Source organism: Xenorhabdus lircayensis (genome assembly GCF_016306625.1).
Taxonomy (GTDB): domain Bacteria; phylum Pseudomonadota; class Gammaproteobacteria; order Enterobacterales; family Enterobacteriaceae; genus Xenorhabdus; species Xenorhabdus lircayensis.
The window spans coordinates 1-17497 of record NZ_JACOII010000058.1; the positions used below are offsets into that span (position 1 = coordinate 1).

Consider the following 17497-nt stretch of genomic DNA (forward strand, 5'->3'; position numbering starts at 1 on the left):
TGCTCATGGCTCTGATGGCGTGCGGGGCATCCCGGGCGGCATATTCAAATGTTGCGCCGAACTTGGCAGCAAGGGCACCGTGTAAGCGGATTGTGCGAATGGAGGGATCTATATAAGCCATAATGACCTCATAAAAAAACCCTCCGAAGAGGGCTGGGGGTTATTTGAGCATCCAATAACGATATCGCTCGTCAAATTCGTCTTTTAGTTGCTCGGGTAAATTTCCTTGAATAGATAAAATAATTTTCCCAAATTCTTCAATAAATTTAACATACTCTCCATCAGTTATTTTCCTCCCTAAATCTTTCATTCTCTGAACAGCTATCATCAGTGTTGCATCATCCAGCTCATAACCTCCATTTTTATGGAAATAGAGCTTCTGAGAAGATAAAACACTCAAGAGATCTATATCTTTTACATTATAAATAGCAGGAATTTCTTTATTGCAATGCTTGCAAACAATAGCTTCCGCTTTAATTGATTCAGCACAAAAAGGACATTTTTTTATTTCTCCTAAATTAATCTTCTTTTCTTCTGTAATGTGCTGCTTTGATTCCAATACAAGAGAGTGAATGAGTGCCACAATAAAAATAAGGAAGCCATAAACCCACCAAGCACCAAAACTCCTACCTTTACTGGCAGCTATTCCCGCCGGGAGCAATCCTAAAAAGGCAAAAATAATCACAATCCCCCAAAAACCATCCATAACTATCCTCCGTCATTTAATCTTCTTCCATGCTAATTATGAACGATTATTTATGCAATTTTTCATATCGGAGTGTCTTCACAGTTCTGTCTTTCCAATATCCCCCATGCGGCACTTTCTGGCTCAATTGCCCATAAAGATGATGCAGCAATAAATTTCCGTTAAGAATAATCCCGGCATGATTGGGTACATCGGCCTGAACCTGCATCAGCACCACGTCTCCCTCCTGTGGTTCGCTGACCTCAACAAATCCCGCTTTCTCAAAATTCTCTATGTAGAGATTTTCGCCCTGCTCCCACCAAGGATAATTGACCCGGTAATCATGCAGTTCAATGCCGTATTGTTGACGGTAATAGCTCATAATCAAGCCGTAGCAATCATAAATGCCAAGAACGAAGGGGCGTCCAATCAAAGGCAGCTCTCCGCGCGGGTAGATTGTCCTAAAATCCCCTTCCGGCCAACTGACGATATGCCACGGCAATTCAGTGAAATCGCATTGTGCTTCATCCAGATCGCTGGGCAGAGTGGTGGCGTCGGGGTGACTGTGAGCGATGCCGGTAATGGTGCCCCATGTTGACGCGGTCAGATAATCATGGGGGTCTAACTGGAATTGTTCGGCGGGATTGGGGGCCAGATTTTTGCAGGGAAAGTATTTTTCTACGCGGCTTTTCTGGACTATCACGCCGCAACATTCGTTAGGGTACTCCTGTTTGGCGTGCTCAAATATTGCCGACAAAGTACTGTCACGCATGATTACCTCCTGATAAGCGATGAGGCGGGAAACCCTCCAAATGGCAGTTCATTATCCTCACCGTGACGCAGCTTACACGCGATGACGGAACCGGGGCACCGATCCTGACCGGGGTCGTCAGTCGGGTTGTTGTCGGTATCAAAGTAACGACTCCCGGCATAATCACAGCCCTTGCCTGTGCGATACCAGCCCCGTGCGCACCATGTACATACGGCGTGAATTTGCCGGGTAGGAATGACCAGTCCGTCCAGTGACGCGGGGCTGGCCAGCTCAAAAACCACGGTTGTGTCGGTTTCAGACGTTTTTCTGTTCACATAGAACATGAGCCTGCGTTCTTGTTGCGGATCGGCCGTGGGATTCCCCGCCGGGAAATTTCGGGCATCCAGATAATGAACAAACGTGTCATGAATAATAACTTTCGCCTGCACCATATCGTCAAATTGCAGACATAGCGCGGTGACCGTTCCCTCAACGTTAGCCACGGATAAGCGGGGACGAGCCGCCCGGCCATCCGTGGACATCTCCAGCTCTTCCAGCTGCACAGGCCACGGTTGATACTCATCGCCTTGCCACCAGATAGATTTGGGTTTTGGCTGGCCGCCTTTCTTCTCGGCGGCTTCAATTTCTTTTTCAGTAGCTGGCATACCATATGCATGAAAACGAAGGATATCAGCGCCAAACTTTGTTCCGTCAATTTCGTAGAGCCGGACAGTATTCCCGGCATCCAGCTTTTGCACATCAGCAGTAAACATGATTATCCTCTATGGCGCGTGTGCCTCAATGAATTCGGTTGAAAGGGTGTAGGTCTGATAGTCGATAGCCTGATATTTATAGCTTTCGCAGCGATACAGGCCTTTGTCAGCCAGCGGCGGTGTCCAGATAAACGCCGTGTGTCCGGCGTGTCTGTCCAGAAAATCAACGATGTCCTTGATATGCTTTTCGTTGCCGATAAAATCAACGTTCCATCGCATCGATTTGGGGTTGATCCCCGCGCCGGAAACCTGCTCGTAACCGTCGCCGAATTTAGCCTTTCGGATAGCAAATTCAACGTTGGAGCTGGCGTTAACTCGCGGGTGCCATGTAAATGTCTCCATTATCGCCCCCTGATGGCTTTGTTGATGGCACCACCCTGCCGCAAATCTCTGTCCCGTTCAGCGTAGTAGACCTGAGCGACGGCCTGAGCAAAACGACGCCCGAAGGCTTCGTCATCGCCTTTCGATGATGAGCTTTCGGCTTTCCCGTCCGTGATATAAACTTGGATATTGACATTGCCTTTGCCGTTACCCTCCAGCCCTTTTGGTGTAATCACCTTAACCCCTAGCGAACCGTCAGCACCACGGGTCAGTGGCATGATGGCTTCGGGTCCCGCTTCCCCCATCAGCCCCGCGCCTTTAGCAAAGGCAAACATGGTTGGGCTGCTGACAATCTGGTTACGGTAAGCACTTAAGCTGGGGGAGTCGTAAACACCGCCTTTGGCGTTCTTGGTGAACATGGAGGCAAAACCACTGAACATGCCACCGCCGCCACCCGCTGATTCCATACCTTTCATGATGGTATTGGTGATCAAGGCCTGTGTTGCCATTTTAACCAGACTCTTAACCACGTCCTGAGCCAGAGACGCGAACAACTCAGACATCCCTTCCCTGAGAGATTTGGTGCCCGTCAAAAGGCCGGTGATCATATTGCCCATTCGCTCTTGCGTGGTTTCAAACATCGTCACGGCGAGCGACTGTAGGTCACCCTGACTGGCAAACAACTGCTTGGCTGCCTCAAATCGCTTGGTATCAGTATCACGTTCAGCGGCAAGAACCAGCTCATTTTTACGCTGTTCACTGATAACCTGCTCTGCTGCATAGGTTTCATACAGGGCTTTTTTGCGCGCTAACTGGTTCTCAATGTCCTGAATAGGATCAACATCACCCCGCAGCGCATCTTTCGCCGATACCGCATATTGCTGGCTGGCATCTGCATTGCCCCGAACTTCATCTTTCCATATCTCACCTTTCCGGTAATCGTATTCGGCGGGTGACTGAATTTGACCCGTGGCCTTCTGCCGCGCTAGCTGGTCTGCGGCTTCCCTGGTTCTTTTGGCCACATTACGGAACGGGTCAGCCTCTATAGCATCCTGCAAGTCTTGGTATCTCTGTTTGGTGTCTTCCAGCGTCTTGTTGAGATGGATAATCGCCTCACGCTGTTTCCCGGTGTAGGTGGCGCTGATTTCCAAGGCGGAGGCAAACCGCTGCGCCGCCATTTCCCCCTCGTTCATGCGCACCTGTTCGACCTGAATTTCTTTGTTCAGGTCAGCGACTTTCTTCCGGTAATTTTCCTGTGCGCTGGCCGCTTCACGAGCCGCCTTTGCCGCTTCACTGGCGGCTTTTGCAGCGGCAGCCTGCGCTTCTTTGGCTTTTTCCCCGTTGCGATAGGCGGCTACCGTATTATTGAGATATTGTTGATAATTATTCTGATGATCTGGGGTATTTAGCCTTTGATCTTCGGCGGCAAACTCCGCCTGCTTTCTGACTTTATCCTCTCCCTGCAATGAAGAGAGTGTCAGATCACGTTCAGATTTCTTAAGAAAATCCTTTTGTCTGTCATCCAAGGGGGCTTGAGGCAGCATCAGGGGAATTTGGGCATGCTGTTGGCGTTCTTGAAGTAGGCGATTTCCCACAGACATTAGGCGATTGAATTCGCTATATTCACCGTTCATCATAAAGAGAGATGTGCGAATGGCGTCCTGCTTCTCTTTTTCTTTTTGAATTAGATCTATTCGGCGTTGTTCAAGCGATATCATCACTAGCTGAATTTCGTTCGCCTTTTCCTGCATGGCATTTAAGCGGGACTGCTCAACTGCCAGATCTGCTGTGGCTTTTTCCAGCCCTTTGATCAGTTCAATATCCTTGATTCCGCCAAGGTATTTTTTGTAATCAGGATTGCTACGAGACTGGTTTAACGTTTCTACTCGATGCTTTAATTCATTAATTCGCTTAACCTGTTCATCGATTAAGCGGTTTTGTTCATTTAAGGCTTTCTGGGACTCTTTCGCATTGTCTGCCGTTTCAGGCAGGTTCATTTTGGGGATTTTTTGCGGGATTTCATCAATGGTGCGGGCGTATTCCTGTGCCGATAATCTGGCCTGTTCCTGATTCTGGTACATCGTGTACCATGCACCCGCTCCCAGCATCAGCAAGCCGGGAATGCCGCCAATCAACCCCAGTGCCCCGCCCATTAACCGCGAACCCACCGAGGTCACGCCATTTAGCCGATCCTGCGCCGCTTTTCGGGCGTCAATATTGCGGCGCAGCCGGTCTTGAACCTGTGATAACCTTTTTTCAGCCAGCGTCTGCTGGTCAGCATTCCGGGCAGCAGCTATGGCCTGGTATGCCCGAGACACCTCAGCCTTTGTCCGTAAAATGGATACCTGAGTACCCTTGACCTGAGCACTCGCTAATGCCACCTCAGCCCGGTATGCCTGAAACACCCCGCGGGCAGAATTAATTGCCCCGGATGCCATGCCGCCGAAGAAGCGGGCCGCCCCTATCGCCACCAATCCCGCCGCAACGGTGGCTACCGTGTCGATGTTTCTCGCCACGCCATCCAGCGCCCCGGAGAGGGTGGCGGTCACCGCCGTCGTTTTGTTCGTTTCACCCACCCATTCCTGAAAGGCGTTTGTGACCCGGGTTGATGCCGCACTGACGCTGTTTGGCATGGAGTCAAATTCTTTGTGCAGGGTGTTTAACTGCCCAATCAATGCCGGGATAATCTTAGGCGTGGTCAGTTCACCGGCATCGGCCAGCGCTTTCAGGTCCTTCTGGGCGACCCCCAATCCATCCGACAGCGCTTTCATGATCCGCTGCCCCGATTGTGCCACCGAGTTAAAGTCCTGCCCCCGGAGGACACCGCGCCCCAATGCCTGTGATAACTGGACAATCAATGAAGAGGTTTCTTCGGCAGATGCCCCCGACACTTGCAGGCCAGTTGCCAGTGCGTCTGTCAGGGACAGAATATCCTTGGTCGAATAGCCATATTCCCGCAGGGAGCTGGAGACGCGGGAGAACAAACCCGCATTGGATTCAAACGCGGAGCCGGTATACTGGCTAATCCGCATCAGCTCTTGCTGGGCGTGCTTAAAATCCTCCGTCGAAGTGGTTGCCAGTTTGATGCGGGCATTCAGGGAGTTGTAACCGTCCGCCAGACTGATAAGACGCCCGGTGGCGAAGATGCCGGCAAACGAACCCGCCATGCCCATGGCCGATGCCTTGACAGAAGCCAGTTGGTTATTCAGGTCGCGCAGGGCGGCACTGCTGCCACGGGCGGCGACCGTGGCACTCCGGTTGCCCTTTTCCATCACCCGGTGGTAGTTTTCACCCAATCGCGCCGCCCGCGCAATTTCGGCCTGATACGAGCTGGAATTGGCCGAGATTTTGATAATCAGTTCGCGTAATTTTGCCACAGTGTCACCTATGCGAGATTAGCAAAGAAATGTTCGAAGTCGTCCTGCTCCTCTTCGTCAGGATTTCCCCATTGAAGCAGCGCATCACTCAGGCTGACTTTTGCGCCCTGAGACTGGTAGACGGCAGAGGCGATTTGCGCGGCCTGAATATCACCGCGTCGGTCGCTGAGGGGATTTTCGCGGTCATAGGCCATCCACAGCATCAACTCGCTGGCACTTAACCCGCCCTGCAACTCAGATAAGGTTTTACCGAGGCGCAGAGCGAGTGTCAGCATAAAAGCGGTCAATGGGGCAGCGACTTTTTTTCCGCCTCGTCGGGGGAGGTTATCAAGCTGAGTGCCTGATGCAGCAAGCGGGAATGCACGGGTGCATAGATGCTCATCACTTCCTCCGTGTCGTCGGGCGTGAAGACCGGATCGCCGTTTTCATCGCACAGCACATCAATAAACAGCACCACATCGGCGCGGGTGTTGCGCAGGACTTTATCCGCCGTGGAGGGCGCGGCGTCGGCCTCTTCTTCCGTTGTCGGGTGGGTGATGTCATTCCAGCGGATCCATGCCCCCGCCGACGGTTCGCGTAATATCACGGCGGCATTATCCCATTCAGGCACGGTCACAGTTTTGGTACGGAAACCTAGTTTCGGCGTTAACGCCAGTTGACGGATATTCACGGTTATTCTCCTTTCTGGGTGTCAGATTGTTGTTGTTTTTTGGTTAAGGGGGTCGGGCGGCCTCGCATGCGCAAAGTGAAGGAGGCACTCACGATGCCGTTGGCGGCCGCCTGCCATGATTCCTGCCTGACCTCCGCCAGAAAAACATAACCGGCCCCGCTGGGGAACCTGACCCGGAACGCATGGGCGCGGTCGGTGTCGTAGGCAACGCGCAAAATATCCTGCCCTTCCTCTTCGGCGGTCCAGTGCCCGGACAGGGTGATTTCAGCCGGGGCTGCCAGTCCGTTTATCATCTCCTGCTCACGCGAGCCGAGCGTGGTGACTTCAATGTCGGATTTCTGACCACCGGTGTAGTTGATCTCTTTCACTGAGGTATCAATCGCCACCCATTTGATCAGGGCGCTGGTCGCATCATTCGTCGCATCAGCGGAAACCGACAGCGACGTTTCGAGGGTTTTTTCATACTTGGCCATGTTTATCTCCGGCAGGGGTTAGGAATATATTTTGAATTCAACGGTGGCACGATACAGTCCGGTGTCAGTCTCGTAACTGTTTTCACGCGCCACCTCAACGGGTTGCAGTGTTTTGATGGCGTTAAAGGCGTCTTCACAAATCTGGTCAGCGTCGTCCAGCGCGGGGGCGTAGGCGTCAATCTGCACCCGCGTCATTTTCACGGACTGACCGCTCAGCACATCGGTGTAAATACTGTAAGTGGAGAACACACACCACGGCGCGGCGGCACTTCTTTCGCTTTGCGGGATGAGATAGGGAAACACCCGCCCCGGCAGCACCGGGGCCAGCAGTCTGAACAGGTCGCCGTCGTTCATTTCGTCAGTACCTCGTCAATCGCCTTCAATGCCACCGCAAAGGCGGCGTCGGCGGCTTCATCGGCTTTCGACTCAAAGGCCGGATCAATGAACGGTTTCGGAGCCATCTTTGACGTGCCTTTTTCCAGAAAGCGCCAGTAATAGGCGTTTCTGGGGTCGTTTTTCTTCATGGTGGTGTCGCTGTTGGTGCCGGATTTGTTCGTCCCGCGCACGTAGACACCGGATGAAATGCCGTCGCGCCCCTTTTTCCGGTTGGCCGCCATGATGTTCTTTTTCAATTTGCCCGTTCTGACCGGGGCACGGTTACGGGTCTCGTCGCGCAGGATTTTTGCCCCTGCATACGTGCCCTTGCGTAACACCTTGTTACTTTCGGCTTTACTGAGCAGCTCCAAGTCCCGTGACAGATCTTTGAGTGCGGAAAAATCGACTATCGTCATTGCTTGACGCCCTCCTGACAAAGCAGTTCCAGCCGGGTTAATTTATTGTCCGGCATCACCGCCTGAATGGTGTAGGTTTTGCCCCTGAAGACAATATTCATTGTGGTATCAATATCATCACGGTAACGTATCCAGAACCGGGCGATACTCTCAGACAGCACCGCCTTGGACGCCACCAGTTCACGGCCGCTGATAAATTTCACCTCCGCCCACACTGTCGCCACAAGGTAGCGCTTTTTCGTCACGCCACCCATCGGCGTGCGGTCGGTTTTGATGCCTTCGATTGTGATCCGGTGGCGAAGCCTGCCTATGTCCATTGTTCCCTCCCGACAGGCCTGATGCGGTAATCATTCAGCAACTCTTTAAATCCGCTGGCTAATACATTGGGTTCACGGTGCTCATACCAAAACCCCACGGCCAGCATTAAGGCCAGTTTAATCAGCGGGGTTATCAGCATGCCGTCAGGATCATCTGCCGGAACCTGCTCTTCATAAAGCTTGCGGTTGAGGTAGTTCTCTGCTTTTTCTTTGGCGCTCGCCAGATAGGCCAGCAACAGCTCATCGTCCTGTGTTTCATCCACCTTGCACTGCAACCGCAGCTCGTCAATCGTCGGTAATGGCATTTCTGACTCCAGGAAAAAGGCGGCACAAAGGCCGCCCGACTATTTACTTGCCACCCTCTGCCGCTTTCAGCAGTTTCACGGCGTTGCTGTCCACCAGCAGGGAACCGACCCGTTTAGTGGTGTAGAAGTGGATAAACGGCTTGCGGGTGTACGGGTCACGCAGCATACGGACTCCCAGCCTGTCCAGAATGGTGTAGCAACGCCTGAAGCTACCGAATGCCACCGGGATAGCGCCCGCGCCCAAGTCGGCAAACTGTTCATTTTCGGCAATGCCGTAGCCCAGCAAGGCGGAGGGTTGCCCCAGTTGCAGACCCGGCTGCCACAGATAGTTGCCCTGACTGTCTTTCAGAGTGCGTACCTGAAACAGCATGTTGTTGTTCATCATGAATTTCGCCCCGTTGCGGTATGGCTTGCGCAGGGTGTAAATCAGTTTCAGGATTTCGTCTGCCGTGACCTCGGTTGGCTTTTTCAGCAACAGGTGCTGCAACGTACCCCATTGACGATCCTTGTCGTCCTGTGCTTCACTGCCGTAGGCCAGTAAGCCTTTTGGCTTGTTCTTCCCGTCGCCGTGGGTAAAGGCGTCTTCTTCCTGTTCGGCGAATTCCTGCGTCAACTCAGACGTGATAAAGGCTTCCACGTCGAAGAAAGCATCATCCAGCATGATCTGGGTGGCGGCCGGATTGCCGTAGATTTCACCCCATGCTGGCTCGATTTGCGCCAGCTTTGAGGTCTTGGTTTCCGGGCGTTCGTCCGTCTCCCCGACCCAGCCGCTGTTGGTGCCACCCTGATTGACCAGCCGCTTGAAATTCGGGGTGCCCACCGACACCACGTTACACTCAGCCCGCATCACCACTTCATCTTTCAGTGCGCTGATGATATTGCGATCCAGCTCTTCCGGTACGGCGTAGCCCCCCTCTGGTGCGGTTGTGGTCTGCATGGCTTTTTGTTCCAGTTCCGCCAGCCCGTCATCCTTGCCCTTGCGGATAAACTGGGCAAACGCCGCCTTGTGCTCACTCGCGGCCTTGTTATTGCTGCCACCGGCCGGGCGTTTCAGCCCTGCCAGCTCCTCTTCGAGTGATGTTTTCAGGGTATCCAGTTCACTGAGCTTGCCGTTCAGGGTTTCGACCTGTCCGGCCAGCCTGCCTTTTTCCGCCTCAATCGCGTCAATGCGCTGATCGTTCTTCTGTCTGAACTCATCAAAACGCTGCTGGATTTCCTGCGCGACCTGTTGTATTTCTTTGACTTCAATAGCCATAAAAAACTCCGGTTAGTTAAAATGTAATGATTTCAGTGCATTTAATGCCGAGGTTGTCTCAGCGTCACGCAAAGACAAGGCTCCATAACCCTCAGCCATGAATGCCTTGGCCTGAGAGCGGGAGAGTCCAACGTCGCGCAGGACCCGTTCAATACTTTTCGGGGTAGGGATATCGCCCCGGGCAAAGGCGGTTTTGACGTCACTCACCCGGGCATCATCGTTGGCAGGAAAGGTCACCAGACTCACCTCCCACAAATCGAGATCTTTCAGTAAAAACGCCTCTTTGGTTCGGTCGTACTCCCAGTCTTTCAGTACGTAACCGATGGACAGGCCGGAGAGTGACCCCGCTTTCATATGGGCATGTGCCCGTTTCGCCAGCGGGTCATCGTCAATCAACAACCGCCCTTTCAGGTATAGCCCGATCTCGTCTTCTTTCATCTCGGTGTAGATACCGATGGGTTCATCTATTCGGTGCTGCCAGAGCAACGCCGGTAAGCCGCCTTTTTCTCCCCACTGTTTCAGGGTGCTGGCAAACGCCCCCGCCAAGACGATATCGTCATAACTGTCCCTGACCCCGAACACCGAACCGTAGCCCTCGAACTCGCCGGAGTCGCTGACCGATTTGATTTTCAGGGGGACATCAAGCCGTTGTTTGGTCATCATCGGCATGCGGTTTTTCCTCCGTGGGTTTTTTGTTGGTGTTTTCCGGTTTGGTGGTCATGTTCATCGGGGTCAGGTAAATATCACCGCCCTCACGGGGGTTGAGTTCTTCCAGTTCGCGGCATTCATTCGGGGAGTAGATCCCCCAGTTAATCCCGGTGGCGTAAGATTCGAAGCGGGATTTCATGTCCCCGCGCAATAACGCCCCGGTATTGAACTTGGCGTAAAACCGCCCTTGTTTGCCGGGTTTCACCAGCCCCGCATTAATCCGCTGTTCAATGCGGGTGAGGTACGGCACCAGCGAATAGTTAATAAAGCCGATCCCCAGATTCTCAATATTGTTGAATGTCGCTCTATCCGTGTTTTGCACCATATGCAGTGGCACCCGGTAGATACGACAGATTTCTTCCAGCTGAAACTTGCGGGTTTCCAGAAACTGGGCATCTTCGGCCGATAAACTGATTTGGCTCCATTTCAGCCCCATTTCTAAAATCATCGGCTTATGGGCGTTGACCAGCCCCTGATGCTGCGCTTCAAAATCCGCTTTCAGCCGGTCAAAGGCCTCATCGGTCAGCGTCTGCTCGGTTTGCAATACCCCGCTGGTGACCGCCCCGTTGCCGAACAACCGCGAACCGTGTTCTTCGGTCGCCAGCCCCAGCCCGATCGCCTGCCGGGCATAGGCAACGGGGCTTAACCCGGTCAGGCCGTCCAGCGTAAAGATACGGACATGCCAGATGTCATCCTGCGTTAATGTGGCGCTTTCGCCGTTCGGGAAGGTCACCTGATATTCCGGCACCCAGTCACTGTTGAGTTTGGGGGTGACACTGCCCGGATCGAGGGGCAATAACTCCACCACTTCCCCCAGCGCCTTGACCTTGTAGGCGTAGAAATTACCGCGCAGACACAGGCAGGCAATCAGCAACTCCCAGAACTCCTGCGGAGTCATGTAATTATTGGGTTTGACCGACAACAGCTTATGCAGCCGCTCCTTAACGGCACGCCGGTTGCCTCGTTCTAATTGCTCATATAGCGAACAGGGCAGCATGCCGACCGATTCCGCCAGTACCCGCACACAACTGAACACCGCAGTTAACTGCATTGCGAGCCGGGGGCTGACCCGCCGTCCGCTGTAGGTGTCATACGACAGGCCTATCAGCTCGCTTAAGCCCCGTGAAGTCATTGGTTGGGTCGATTTTCGAAACAGTCCGGGAAAAAACATCAGGCCTCCCTGTCAGGCTGGCGGCCGAGCATGCGCGAGACCAGATAGGACCAGCCAAGGCACAACCCGCCCGCTACCATAAACCCCGCAGACGGCAACAGCAGCCACGCCCCGTAAGACAGCAGGACGCCGCCCGCCAGACCCGTCAGCGGGGCAATAATGATTAATAGTTTCATGAAAAACCTCAAAGCGCGCGCAAACCCCGGCTCATCAGCACATCAGACAGGCTTTCCGCTTGCTCCCCGCCGTTCACCAATAGGCGGCTCAGGGCGGTAAACAGGGCAAAGGGGCCGTCTATCTTGGCTTCCGGCGTGGATTTGTTGGGAAAAATGTTGTCGTTTTTGTCCGGCTTGACCGTGACATTGCTCATCATCCAGTTCATGACCGGGTGATCGTTGTGATGGAACTTACCGCTGTAAACCAAGGCTTCCAGTGTCTTCATGGCTTCCGACAGGTTGCGCACGGTCTGGGGCACTTCCACCAATGGCAACCCTTCTTCCGCCAGTGCCAGACTGAACTGGGTCGCACTCCACGGGTCAAAGCCGATTTCTTTCAGGCTGTCGCCGCTGACCCAATACTGCAACTCCTCCTTTATCTGGGCGTGATCCACCACCTCACCGTCGGTCAGGATGAGTGCGCCCATCTCACCCCACTTGCGGTACAGCTCCGCCTGTTGCCGTGAGCAGCGTTCCAGCCGATCTTCCGGCAACCAGAACTTAAAGTCAGCATGGACATGGCCGTTATTCGCCTGCCACACCTTGACGGCGGCGCAGATATCAATCTTGTTGGCCAAGTCCACCCCGACCCACATCGGGTAGGTTTTCAGCTCATGCGGTGCAGCGACCGGTTCGCAGTCATCCCACTTGAGCATGTCCATCCACGCCGATTCAGCCGTGACCCACAGGTTCATGTGCTTGGTAAAAAAGTTATGCCGGGCAGAGACCTGTTCTTTGGCCTTTTTCGCCAGCCGCCGCAGGTCATCCCAGCGCTTGCAGATCCCCAGTCCCGGATTGGCTTTCTGCCACACGGTCTCATCAAAGGGATCATCGTCTTTATCGAGGGTATAAATCAGGCCGAAAAAGGTGTCATCGTCCACCTGCCCGCGCAGCACCTTGACCGCGTAGTCGCGCAGCTCGTAGCAAATCCCTTCCTTGTTAAAGCCGGCCGTCGTGATACCAAACAGCAGGGATTGCAACCGTGCGCCGGTGGCGGTTTCCAGTACGTCCCACACATCACGGGTTTTATGGGCGTGCAGTTCATCAACAATGCCGCAGTGGATATTGAGGCCGTCAAGGTTGTTGGCATCGCTGGACAGCGGTTCAAACTTGGAGGCGGATTGTTCCTGATAAATTGCCAGCTTGTTAAAGTCAAACAAGCGCCCCAGTGTCGGTCTGGCCTGTTTGATCATGTTCTTCGCATCCTCAAACACAATACGCGCCTGATCGCGGGTGGTGGCAGCCGAATAGACCTCTGCCCCGCCCTCGCTGTCTGCCCCGGTCATGTACAGCCCAATACCGGATGATAAAGTCGATTTGGCATTCTTACGGGCCACTTCGTTATAAGCTGTCCGGAATCGACGCACCATTACCGGCCGCCCGCTGCCGTCATTGCGCAGGACAATCTCCCCGGTGGACTCATCCACCAACGGGCGCACAAACCCAAAGAGATTGATGAGAATGAAAACGTGCCAGTCCATCAGGTCTATCGGTTTGCCTGCCAGTGCGCCCTTGACGTGGGGCACGAATTTGTAAAAGTTCAGGATATGCCGGGCACGGGGTTCGCTGAATGTGATGCCGCGTGCTTCGCCGTGTTTCAGGTCATCCAGAAAACGCTGGCAGGCCAGACGAACCAGCTCGCCGGATACAATTTCACCGGCAATGACCCGCTCGGCATAGCGGATGCCGTCAATAACTTTTGCCATAGTCAGTCTCTCCGCTGTAACAGTTCGGCCAGTGGATCGTCTTTGTCTTCCCCGGCCATATTCACTTTTGACCGACTGGACGGTGACATGCCGAACGCGCTCAGCATGGCGTGAATGCGTTTCCACGCATCGGCTTTCATTCCGGCGGCCGGGTGGGCCTTGATTAAGCCCTGATCGGTGCGGTAGGTGTAACCCTCTTCATTCAGTGTGTCGCAATGTGTCCGGTATTCAACGTAAGCCTCAATCAGCAACTCCAGTGCCTTGGCGTCAAGCTGCGTCAGGATACCGACGTTATCCAGCTCCCCGGCGATCCGCTCGTGCCAGTAGCGCCCCATTTTCCCGAAATGCTTGGGGACGTTGGGTATCCCTTTTTCCGGCATGGGTTCGTTTTCGTTAATCGGGCGTTTTGATGGGTTACCCCTCACCAAACGCAGGTGGGTCGGGGTTGGCGGTCGTCCTGCCATGGTGTTTCTCCTGTGAAATGGCGCAGTTGGGGCACCCCAAAAAAAGGTTTGCATTTCGCGGCGATACAGAAAAGGGCTAAGCGGCGGTACTTGGGGGCGAGAGTGGCAGGGATTTGACCCGCCCCTCCCCCTGTGTGACTATGACATGCGCAATGATTACAAAAAGGAATTAAATATAAGAGGAATCATCACATGCTTTCGGCTTTCTTTTGCTGGAAAGACCTGTTTTACCTATCCTTGGACTAAATACTTTCTCAATCGGCCATCCTCTATCCAGTCTCCATTGCAAGGCAGAGAACGATAAACCTAGATGCTCAGCCCATTCATTTAAGCACATCGTTTTTCCGTGAACAGTGTATCGCCTATGTGAGCGTAGCCGCATAGCACGTGCTACCTTATGGTGCCCTCTTTTTTGGTTGCAGGTCGGGCAACTGGCTACAAGATTTTCTGGGATATTATTTGTTTTGCAATCATCAAGATGATCCACATGCATATCATCCCATGTCACAATAGCCTCACACCAATGGCACCGAAATGGCCCATCACCGTGACACTGATAATAAACAGCGCGATGTTCATAAACTCTACAACCATTTCTCCTTAATGGGTGATCCGGTGCGTATACCAACAAATAACCACCAGAGTGCTGTAGCTTGCCTTGCTTTAGTGTTGAGCGCCTTTCAGTTGAACCATGACGTCTTACTCTCATATAGTGCTTTTCACAATAAGGACTATTACGAGAGCGTACTTTTAATTCACAACCTTCAACCTGACAAACATTGATCATGGATTTATTGCAGGCGTGCAAATACTCTGCATCAATTGATCCAGTCACTTATTCACCTCTAATTTAGAATCGTTTCAGGCGCTCGTGTGCCGTTTTGAGTTTATGGCAGCCATAGCAAATCGCAGACAGATTACTGTCCGCATCCGTTCCGCCATGCGCTTTAGGTATGATATGGTCAACCATAGTGGCTTGGGTTACCCGCTCATGACTTAAGCACTGTTGGCATAAGTGTCTGTCTCTTTTAAGAATGCGCTGCCTTATCTTATCCCATTTGCTGCCGTAGCCGCGCTCATGTCGGCTCTTTCCCTGCTGATGGTTCTGCCAGCCTGTGTGCAGGTGGTCAGTGCAGTAACCAGAGCGGTCAGTGGTGGTCCTGGGGCAGCCTTGCTTGCGACAGGCTCTGGGTATACGTGGAGGCATCATCACCACCTTGAGAGTAATCCGCCTCGCCGACTCTCACGCCGGACGAACTGGCGTAACTCTTCGCGGATGAGTTGGCGGATGTGGTCGTCATTGATTAACTCGGTTGTTTGTGCCGAGCCGATGACTGCTGATTTCAGGTGAATCTTTCCGGCTATTCCGTAAGCCTTTTCTGCATTATCTAGAATAGCTTCAGCGTTCTTCTCAATGGCCAGTTTCATGCCTGCGTCATAACGCTGGCCTCGGATACGCTCCAACAGTTCAGCGATGTGTTCTAACTGCGATTCAAGTTGGTTCAAAGACTGAGTGTTGTAATTGATACCGACAGTGATGGTGTGTGTTGCTGTACCTTGTGTCATGCTTTGCTCTCCAAAAGAAAAAGCCATCCGTGTTAAGTGATGGCATTTAGCATATTCAACTGATGTGTCTGATATAACCCCGTCATTTTTACATCGGGATTATATAAAGTTCTGCCTAAGTCACCCGTTACCGTCTTAAGTGTTAGAGCGAGTGAGTCTTCCTGTTCCTGTTTGAACCAGAACATAATCGAATTGCAGTAGATGTCTGCTTTCCCAATCTCGAATCTTATTCTGAATAACAGGGATTGCTTTTTTCCTGTCATTCATATCTCTGGAACCTTGACTTGCTAATGCAGAAGTCTCCGCATCATATTTAGCAATTTCATGTGCTTCTATCTCAGCCCTTGAGAGGTTTAATCTCTTACGAGAGGCGTAACCCTTGGTCCAATAGTCATGCAGGGCAATAAAACATTCTTCCTGATACTGAGTGAGTTTATTGCGAATGCTTGCTTTAACTTTCGCGGGGTTAATACTGAACAGCCAGCCATTAAGTTTTTTCAGCGGAATGCACAACATACTTTGGATTCCGCCACTAGAAGGTATATCGATATCGATACACCCGAACTTATCCTTATTTTTCTGTAGCTTTTGTTGTTGTGCGCCTCAACTTATACCTAAATTCTTAACAATATGTTTCATTGCGACATACTCAATATCACCTTCTTTCATTGTGGTGATGGTGTCACCTTTGAAGTTAATTTCGGCAGTTAATAAGTTACTCATAGGGTGCTTTCCTTATAGAAGTCGAACCTGCTCACCAGAAATCCCGCCCACAGAAATTACCCTAATTAACGGATTTTCTCAGGCTCGACTTCTGTAAGGTTCTGCGTTTTTTTAGTTATGTGCGCGGTGAGTGCGCGGTGAAATGCAGATATAAAAATGCCACCAGACCGTATGCGTTGGGTACGCGGTGAGAACGGGATGATGGCATGGGTTATTGCTTTAACCACTCAAGGGAATGGGTAAAGGAATATTGTTTTTAGTTTCATGAAGTAACTAATAGTTAAGATTTATTCGTTTGTTTTGTGGTGGAGATGGGGGTATGTGTTATTACGTATATCCTGATTTTAGTGGGGGTTTTATGTCCAGACTACATAGAGATTGTTATAATGTGTTAAGAAAAGAAAATGATCTTATTTCTCAATACGTAAGATCAGACAATAGGCGTATTTCACTGGAAATACAGCACCCAAAAATAGAAGTTATAAGCAAAATTGCTACCAGACTTTTCTTAACTCATGACTCAGCTGAGATATTACTTCGTGAGCTAGGGTTTTACTATTATCATTATTATCCATATGACTTCTGTAGGTTACTCCCACATACTTTTGATCTAGACATATTAAGCTATCAACAAAATATAATTATTCCTTTATCCAACGATAATTTTAATATGTTAAACTACGCTTTCATCGTGCGAAACATACAGAATGGTGCTCGCACATTAACTTCTCAATCTCCCTCCTCATCTTGGAACCCTTCTTTTTCTGCTGAACATGAACAATTACTAAAGGAAGGTCTAGAATACGTAAAGGGTGACAACATGAGCAAACCTCCATCTAATCAATAATATTTATTCATGAATTATTTCAACTGACTTTGACTTTGGAGGATCAGGCACTACCTCCTAATATACCCCTGCCACCCCAGAATCATTTGCTCTGAGGTGGTAATTAAAAAGTGGTTGGTTGAGCCACAGCACGAACCCAGCACATAATCCCCTTTTGCAGATCAGTGCGACCTTCGTTCAGCCAACGCATGTCAATTTGGTGATTACCTGTTTGTGCATTCGTGACCGCAAGATAATCATAAAGTTTACCTAATTCCTCCCCAAGAGTCTTAATCCTGTTCATGCAATCAATCTCATCTTGGGTTAATTCACGGTAGCCGGTGATTTTACGGTGTTGATTTTCCATTGTTACCTCTGCATTCACTATTCACATAATCCC

General features: G+C 51.6%; 22 protein-coding genes and 1 pseudogene. All 23 read right to left on the reverse strand.

Annotation, left to right across the window (positions count from 1 at the left end; genetic code table 11):
* Positions 1-160: 160 nt before the first annotated feature.
* The 23 genes and pseudogenes from H8A87_RS16235 to H8A87_RS16345 all read right to left on the reverse strand — a co-directional run bounded on the left by H8A87_RS16235 (position 161) and on the right by H8A87_RS16345 (position 17464).
* The gene (locus H8A87_RS16235) at positions 161-706 is read right to left on the reverse strand and encodes a zinc ribbon domain-containing protein (protein WP_198690978.1); all 546 of its coding nucleotides are present in this window, start codon (positions 704-706) and stop codon (positions 161-163) included.
* 46 nt (positions 707-752) lie between these two features.
* Positions 753-1457 carry a C40 family peptidase gene (locus H8A87_RS16240; protein WP_198690979.1) on the reverse strand — a complete coding sequence of 235 codons (705 nt, stop codon included), beginning with the start codon at positions 1455-1457 and terminating at the stop codon, positions 753-755.
* Between the two features lie 2 nt (positions 1458-1459).
* Entirely contained in the window at positions 1460-2212 is a 753-nt protein-coding gene (locus tag H8A87_RS16245) for a phage minor tail protein L (RefSeq protein ID WP_408646935.1), read from the reverse strand.
* A gap of 6 nt (positions 2213-2218) precedes the next feature.
* A complete protein-coding gene (locus H8A87_RS16250) occupies positions 2219-2551 on the reverse strand; it encodes a phage tail protein (protein ID WP_198690981.1) in 333 nt (110 codons plus the stop codon).
* Entirely contained in the window at positions 2551-5907 is a 3357-nt protein-coding gene (locus tag H8A87_RS16255; RefSeq protein ID WP_198690982.1) for a phage tail tape measure protein, read from the reverse strand. The genes H8A87_RS16250 and H8A87_RS16255 overlap by 1 nt, the downstream gene beginning before the upstream one ends.
* Before the next feature lie 8 nt (positions 5908-5915).
* Complete coding sequence (locus tag H8A87_RS16260; protein WP_198690983.1) at positions 5916-6182, reverse strand: phage tail assembly protein T; 267 nt, start codon at positions 6180-6182, stop codon at positions 5916-5918.
* 8 nt (positions 6183-6190) lie between these two features.
* Complete coding sequence (locus H8A87_RS16265) at positions 6191-6577, reverse strand: phage tail assembly chaperone (protein WP_408646934.1); 387 nt, start codon at positions 6575-6577, stop codon at positions 6191-6193.
* A gap of 2 nt (positions 6578-6579) precedes the next feature.
* The gene (locus H8A87_RS16270) at positions 6580-7050 is read right to left on the reverse strand and encodes a phage tail tube protein (RefSeq protein ID WP_198690984.1); all 471 of its coding nucleotides are present in this window, start codon (positions 7048-7050) and stop codon (positions 6580-6582) included.
* An 18-nt stretch (positions 7051-7068) separates the two neighbouring features.
* Positions 7069-7404 (reverse strand): hypothetical protein, encoded by a 336-nt coding sequence (locus tag H8A87_RS16275; protein WP_198690985.1) that lies wholly within the window; start codon positions 7402-7404, stop codon positions 7069-7071.
* Positions 7401-7841 carry an HK97-gp10 family putative phage morphogenesis protein gene (locus tag H8A87_RS16280; protein WP_198690986.1) on the reverse strand — a complete coding sequence of 147 codons (441 nt, stop codon included), beginning with the start codon at positions 7839-7841 and terminating at the stop codon, positions 7401-7403. Before H8A87_RS16280 ends, H8A87_RS16275 begins: the two co-directional genes overlap by 4 nt.
* A complete protein-coding gene (locus tag H8A87_RS16285) occupies positions 7838-8158 on the reverse strand; it encodes a phage head closure protein (RefSeq protein ID WP_198690987.1) in 321 nt (106 codons plus the stop codon). The genes H8A87_RS16280 and H8A87_RS16285 overlap by 4 nt, the downstream gene beginning before the upstream one ends.
* The gene (locus tag H8A87_RS16290) at positions 8149-8463 is read right to left on the reverse strand and encodes a head-tail connector protein (protein ID WP_198690988.1); all 315 of its coding nucleotides are present in this window, start codon (positions 8461-8463) and stop codon (positions 8149-8151) included. Before H8A87_RS16290 ends, H8A87_RS16285 begins: the two co-directional genes overlap by 10 nt.
* Before the next feature lie 43 nt (positions 8464-8506).
* Positions 8507-9718 carry a phage major capsid protein gene (locus tag H8A87_RS16295; RefSeq protein ID WP_198690989.1) on the reverse strand — a complete coding sequence of 404 codons (1212 nt, stop codon included), beginning with the start codon at positions 9716-9718 and terminating at the stop codon, positions 8507-8509.
* 12 nt (positions 9719-9730) lie between these two features.
* Complete coding sequence (locus H8A87_RS16300; RefSeq protein WP_198691000.1) at positions 9731-10381, reverse strand: HK97 family phage prohead protease; 651 nt, start codon at positions 10379-10381, stop codon at positions 9731-9733.
* Positions 10359-11597, reverse strand: coding sequence for a phage portal protein (locus H8A87_RS16305; protein WP_198690990.1), 1239 nt, complete (start codon positions 11595-11597; stop codon positions 10359-10361). The genes H8A87_RS16300 and H8A87_RS16305 overlap by 23 nt, the downstream gene beginning before the upstream one ends.
* Positions 11597-11773, reverse strand: coding sequence for a hypothetical protein (locus tag H8A87_RS16310; RefSeq protein WP_198690991.1), 177 nt, complete (start codon positions 11771-11773; stop codon positions 11597-11599). The genes H8A87_RS16305 and H8A87_RS16310 overlap by 1 nt, the downstream gene beginning before the upstream one ends.
* 8 nt (positions 11774-11781) lie before the next feature.
* Positions 11782-13518, reverse strand: coding sequence for a terminase large subunit (locus tag H8A87_RS16315; protein WP_198690992.1), 1737 nt, complete (start codon positions 13516-13518; stop codon positions 11782-11784).
* A gap of 2 nt (positions 13519-13520) precedes the next feature.
* Positions 13521-13982: a phage terminase small subunit P27 family gene (locus H8A87_RS16320; RefSeq protein ID WP_198690993.1), complete on the reverse strand. Its 462-nt coding sequence runs from the start codon at positions 13980-13982 to the stop codon at positions 13521-13523.
* A gap of 169 nt (positions 13983-14151) precedes the next feature.
* Positions 14152-14817 (reverse strand): HNH endonuclease, encoded by a 666-nt coding sequence (locus H8A87_RS16325; protein ID WP_198690994.1) that lies wholly within the window; start codon positions 14815-14817, stop codon positions 14152-14154.
* Positions 14818-14832: 15 nt separating this feature from the next.
* Positions 14833-15189 carry an HNH endonuclease gene (locus H8A87_RS16330; RefSeq protein ID WP_198691001.1) on the reverse strand — a complete coding sequence of 119 codons (357 nt, stop codon included), beginning with the start codon at positions 15187-15189 and terminating at the stop codon, positions 14833-14835.
* A gap of 2 nt (positions 15190-15191) precedes the next feature.
* Entirely contained in the window at positions 15192-15548 is a 357-nt protein-coding gene (locus tag H8A87_RS16335) for a hypothetical protein (RefSeq protein ID WP_198690995.1), read from the reverse strand.
* A gap of 135 nt (positions 15549-15683) precedes the next feature.
* Positions 15684-16136, reverse strand: a pseudogene (locus H8A87_RS20535) (phage antirepressor N-terminal domain-containing protein); the annotation flags it as partial.
* Between the two features lie 1085 nt (positions 16137-17221).
* On the reverse strand, positions 17222-17464 hold the full coding sequence (locus H8A87_RS16345) for an Acb2/Tad1 domain-containing protein (RefSeq protein ID WP_198690996.1): 243 nt from the start codon (positions 17462-17464) through the stop codon (positions 17222-17224).
* Positions 17465-17497 lie beyond the last annotated feature (33 nt).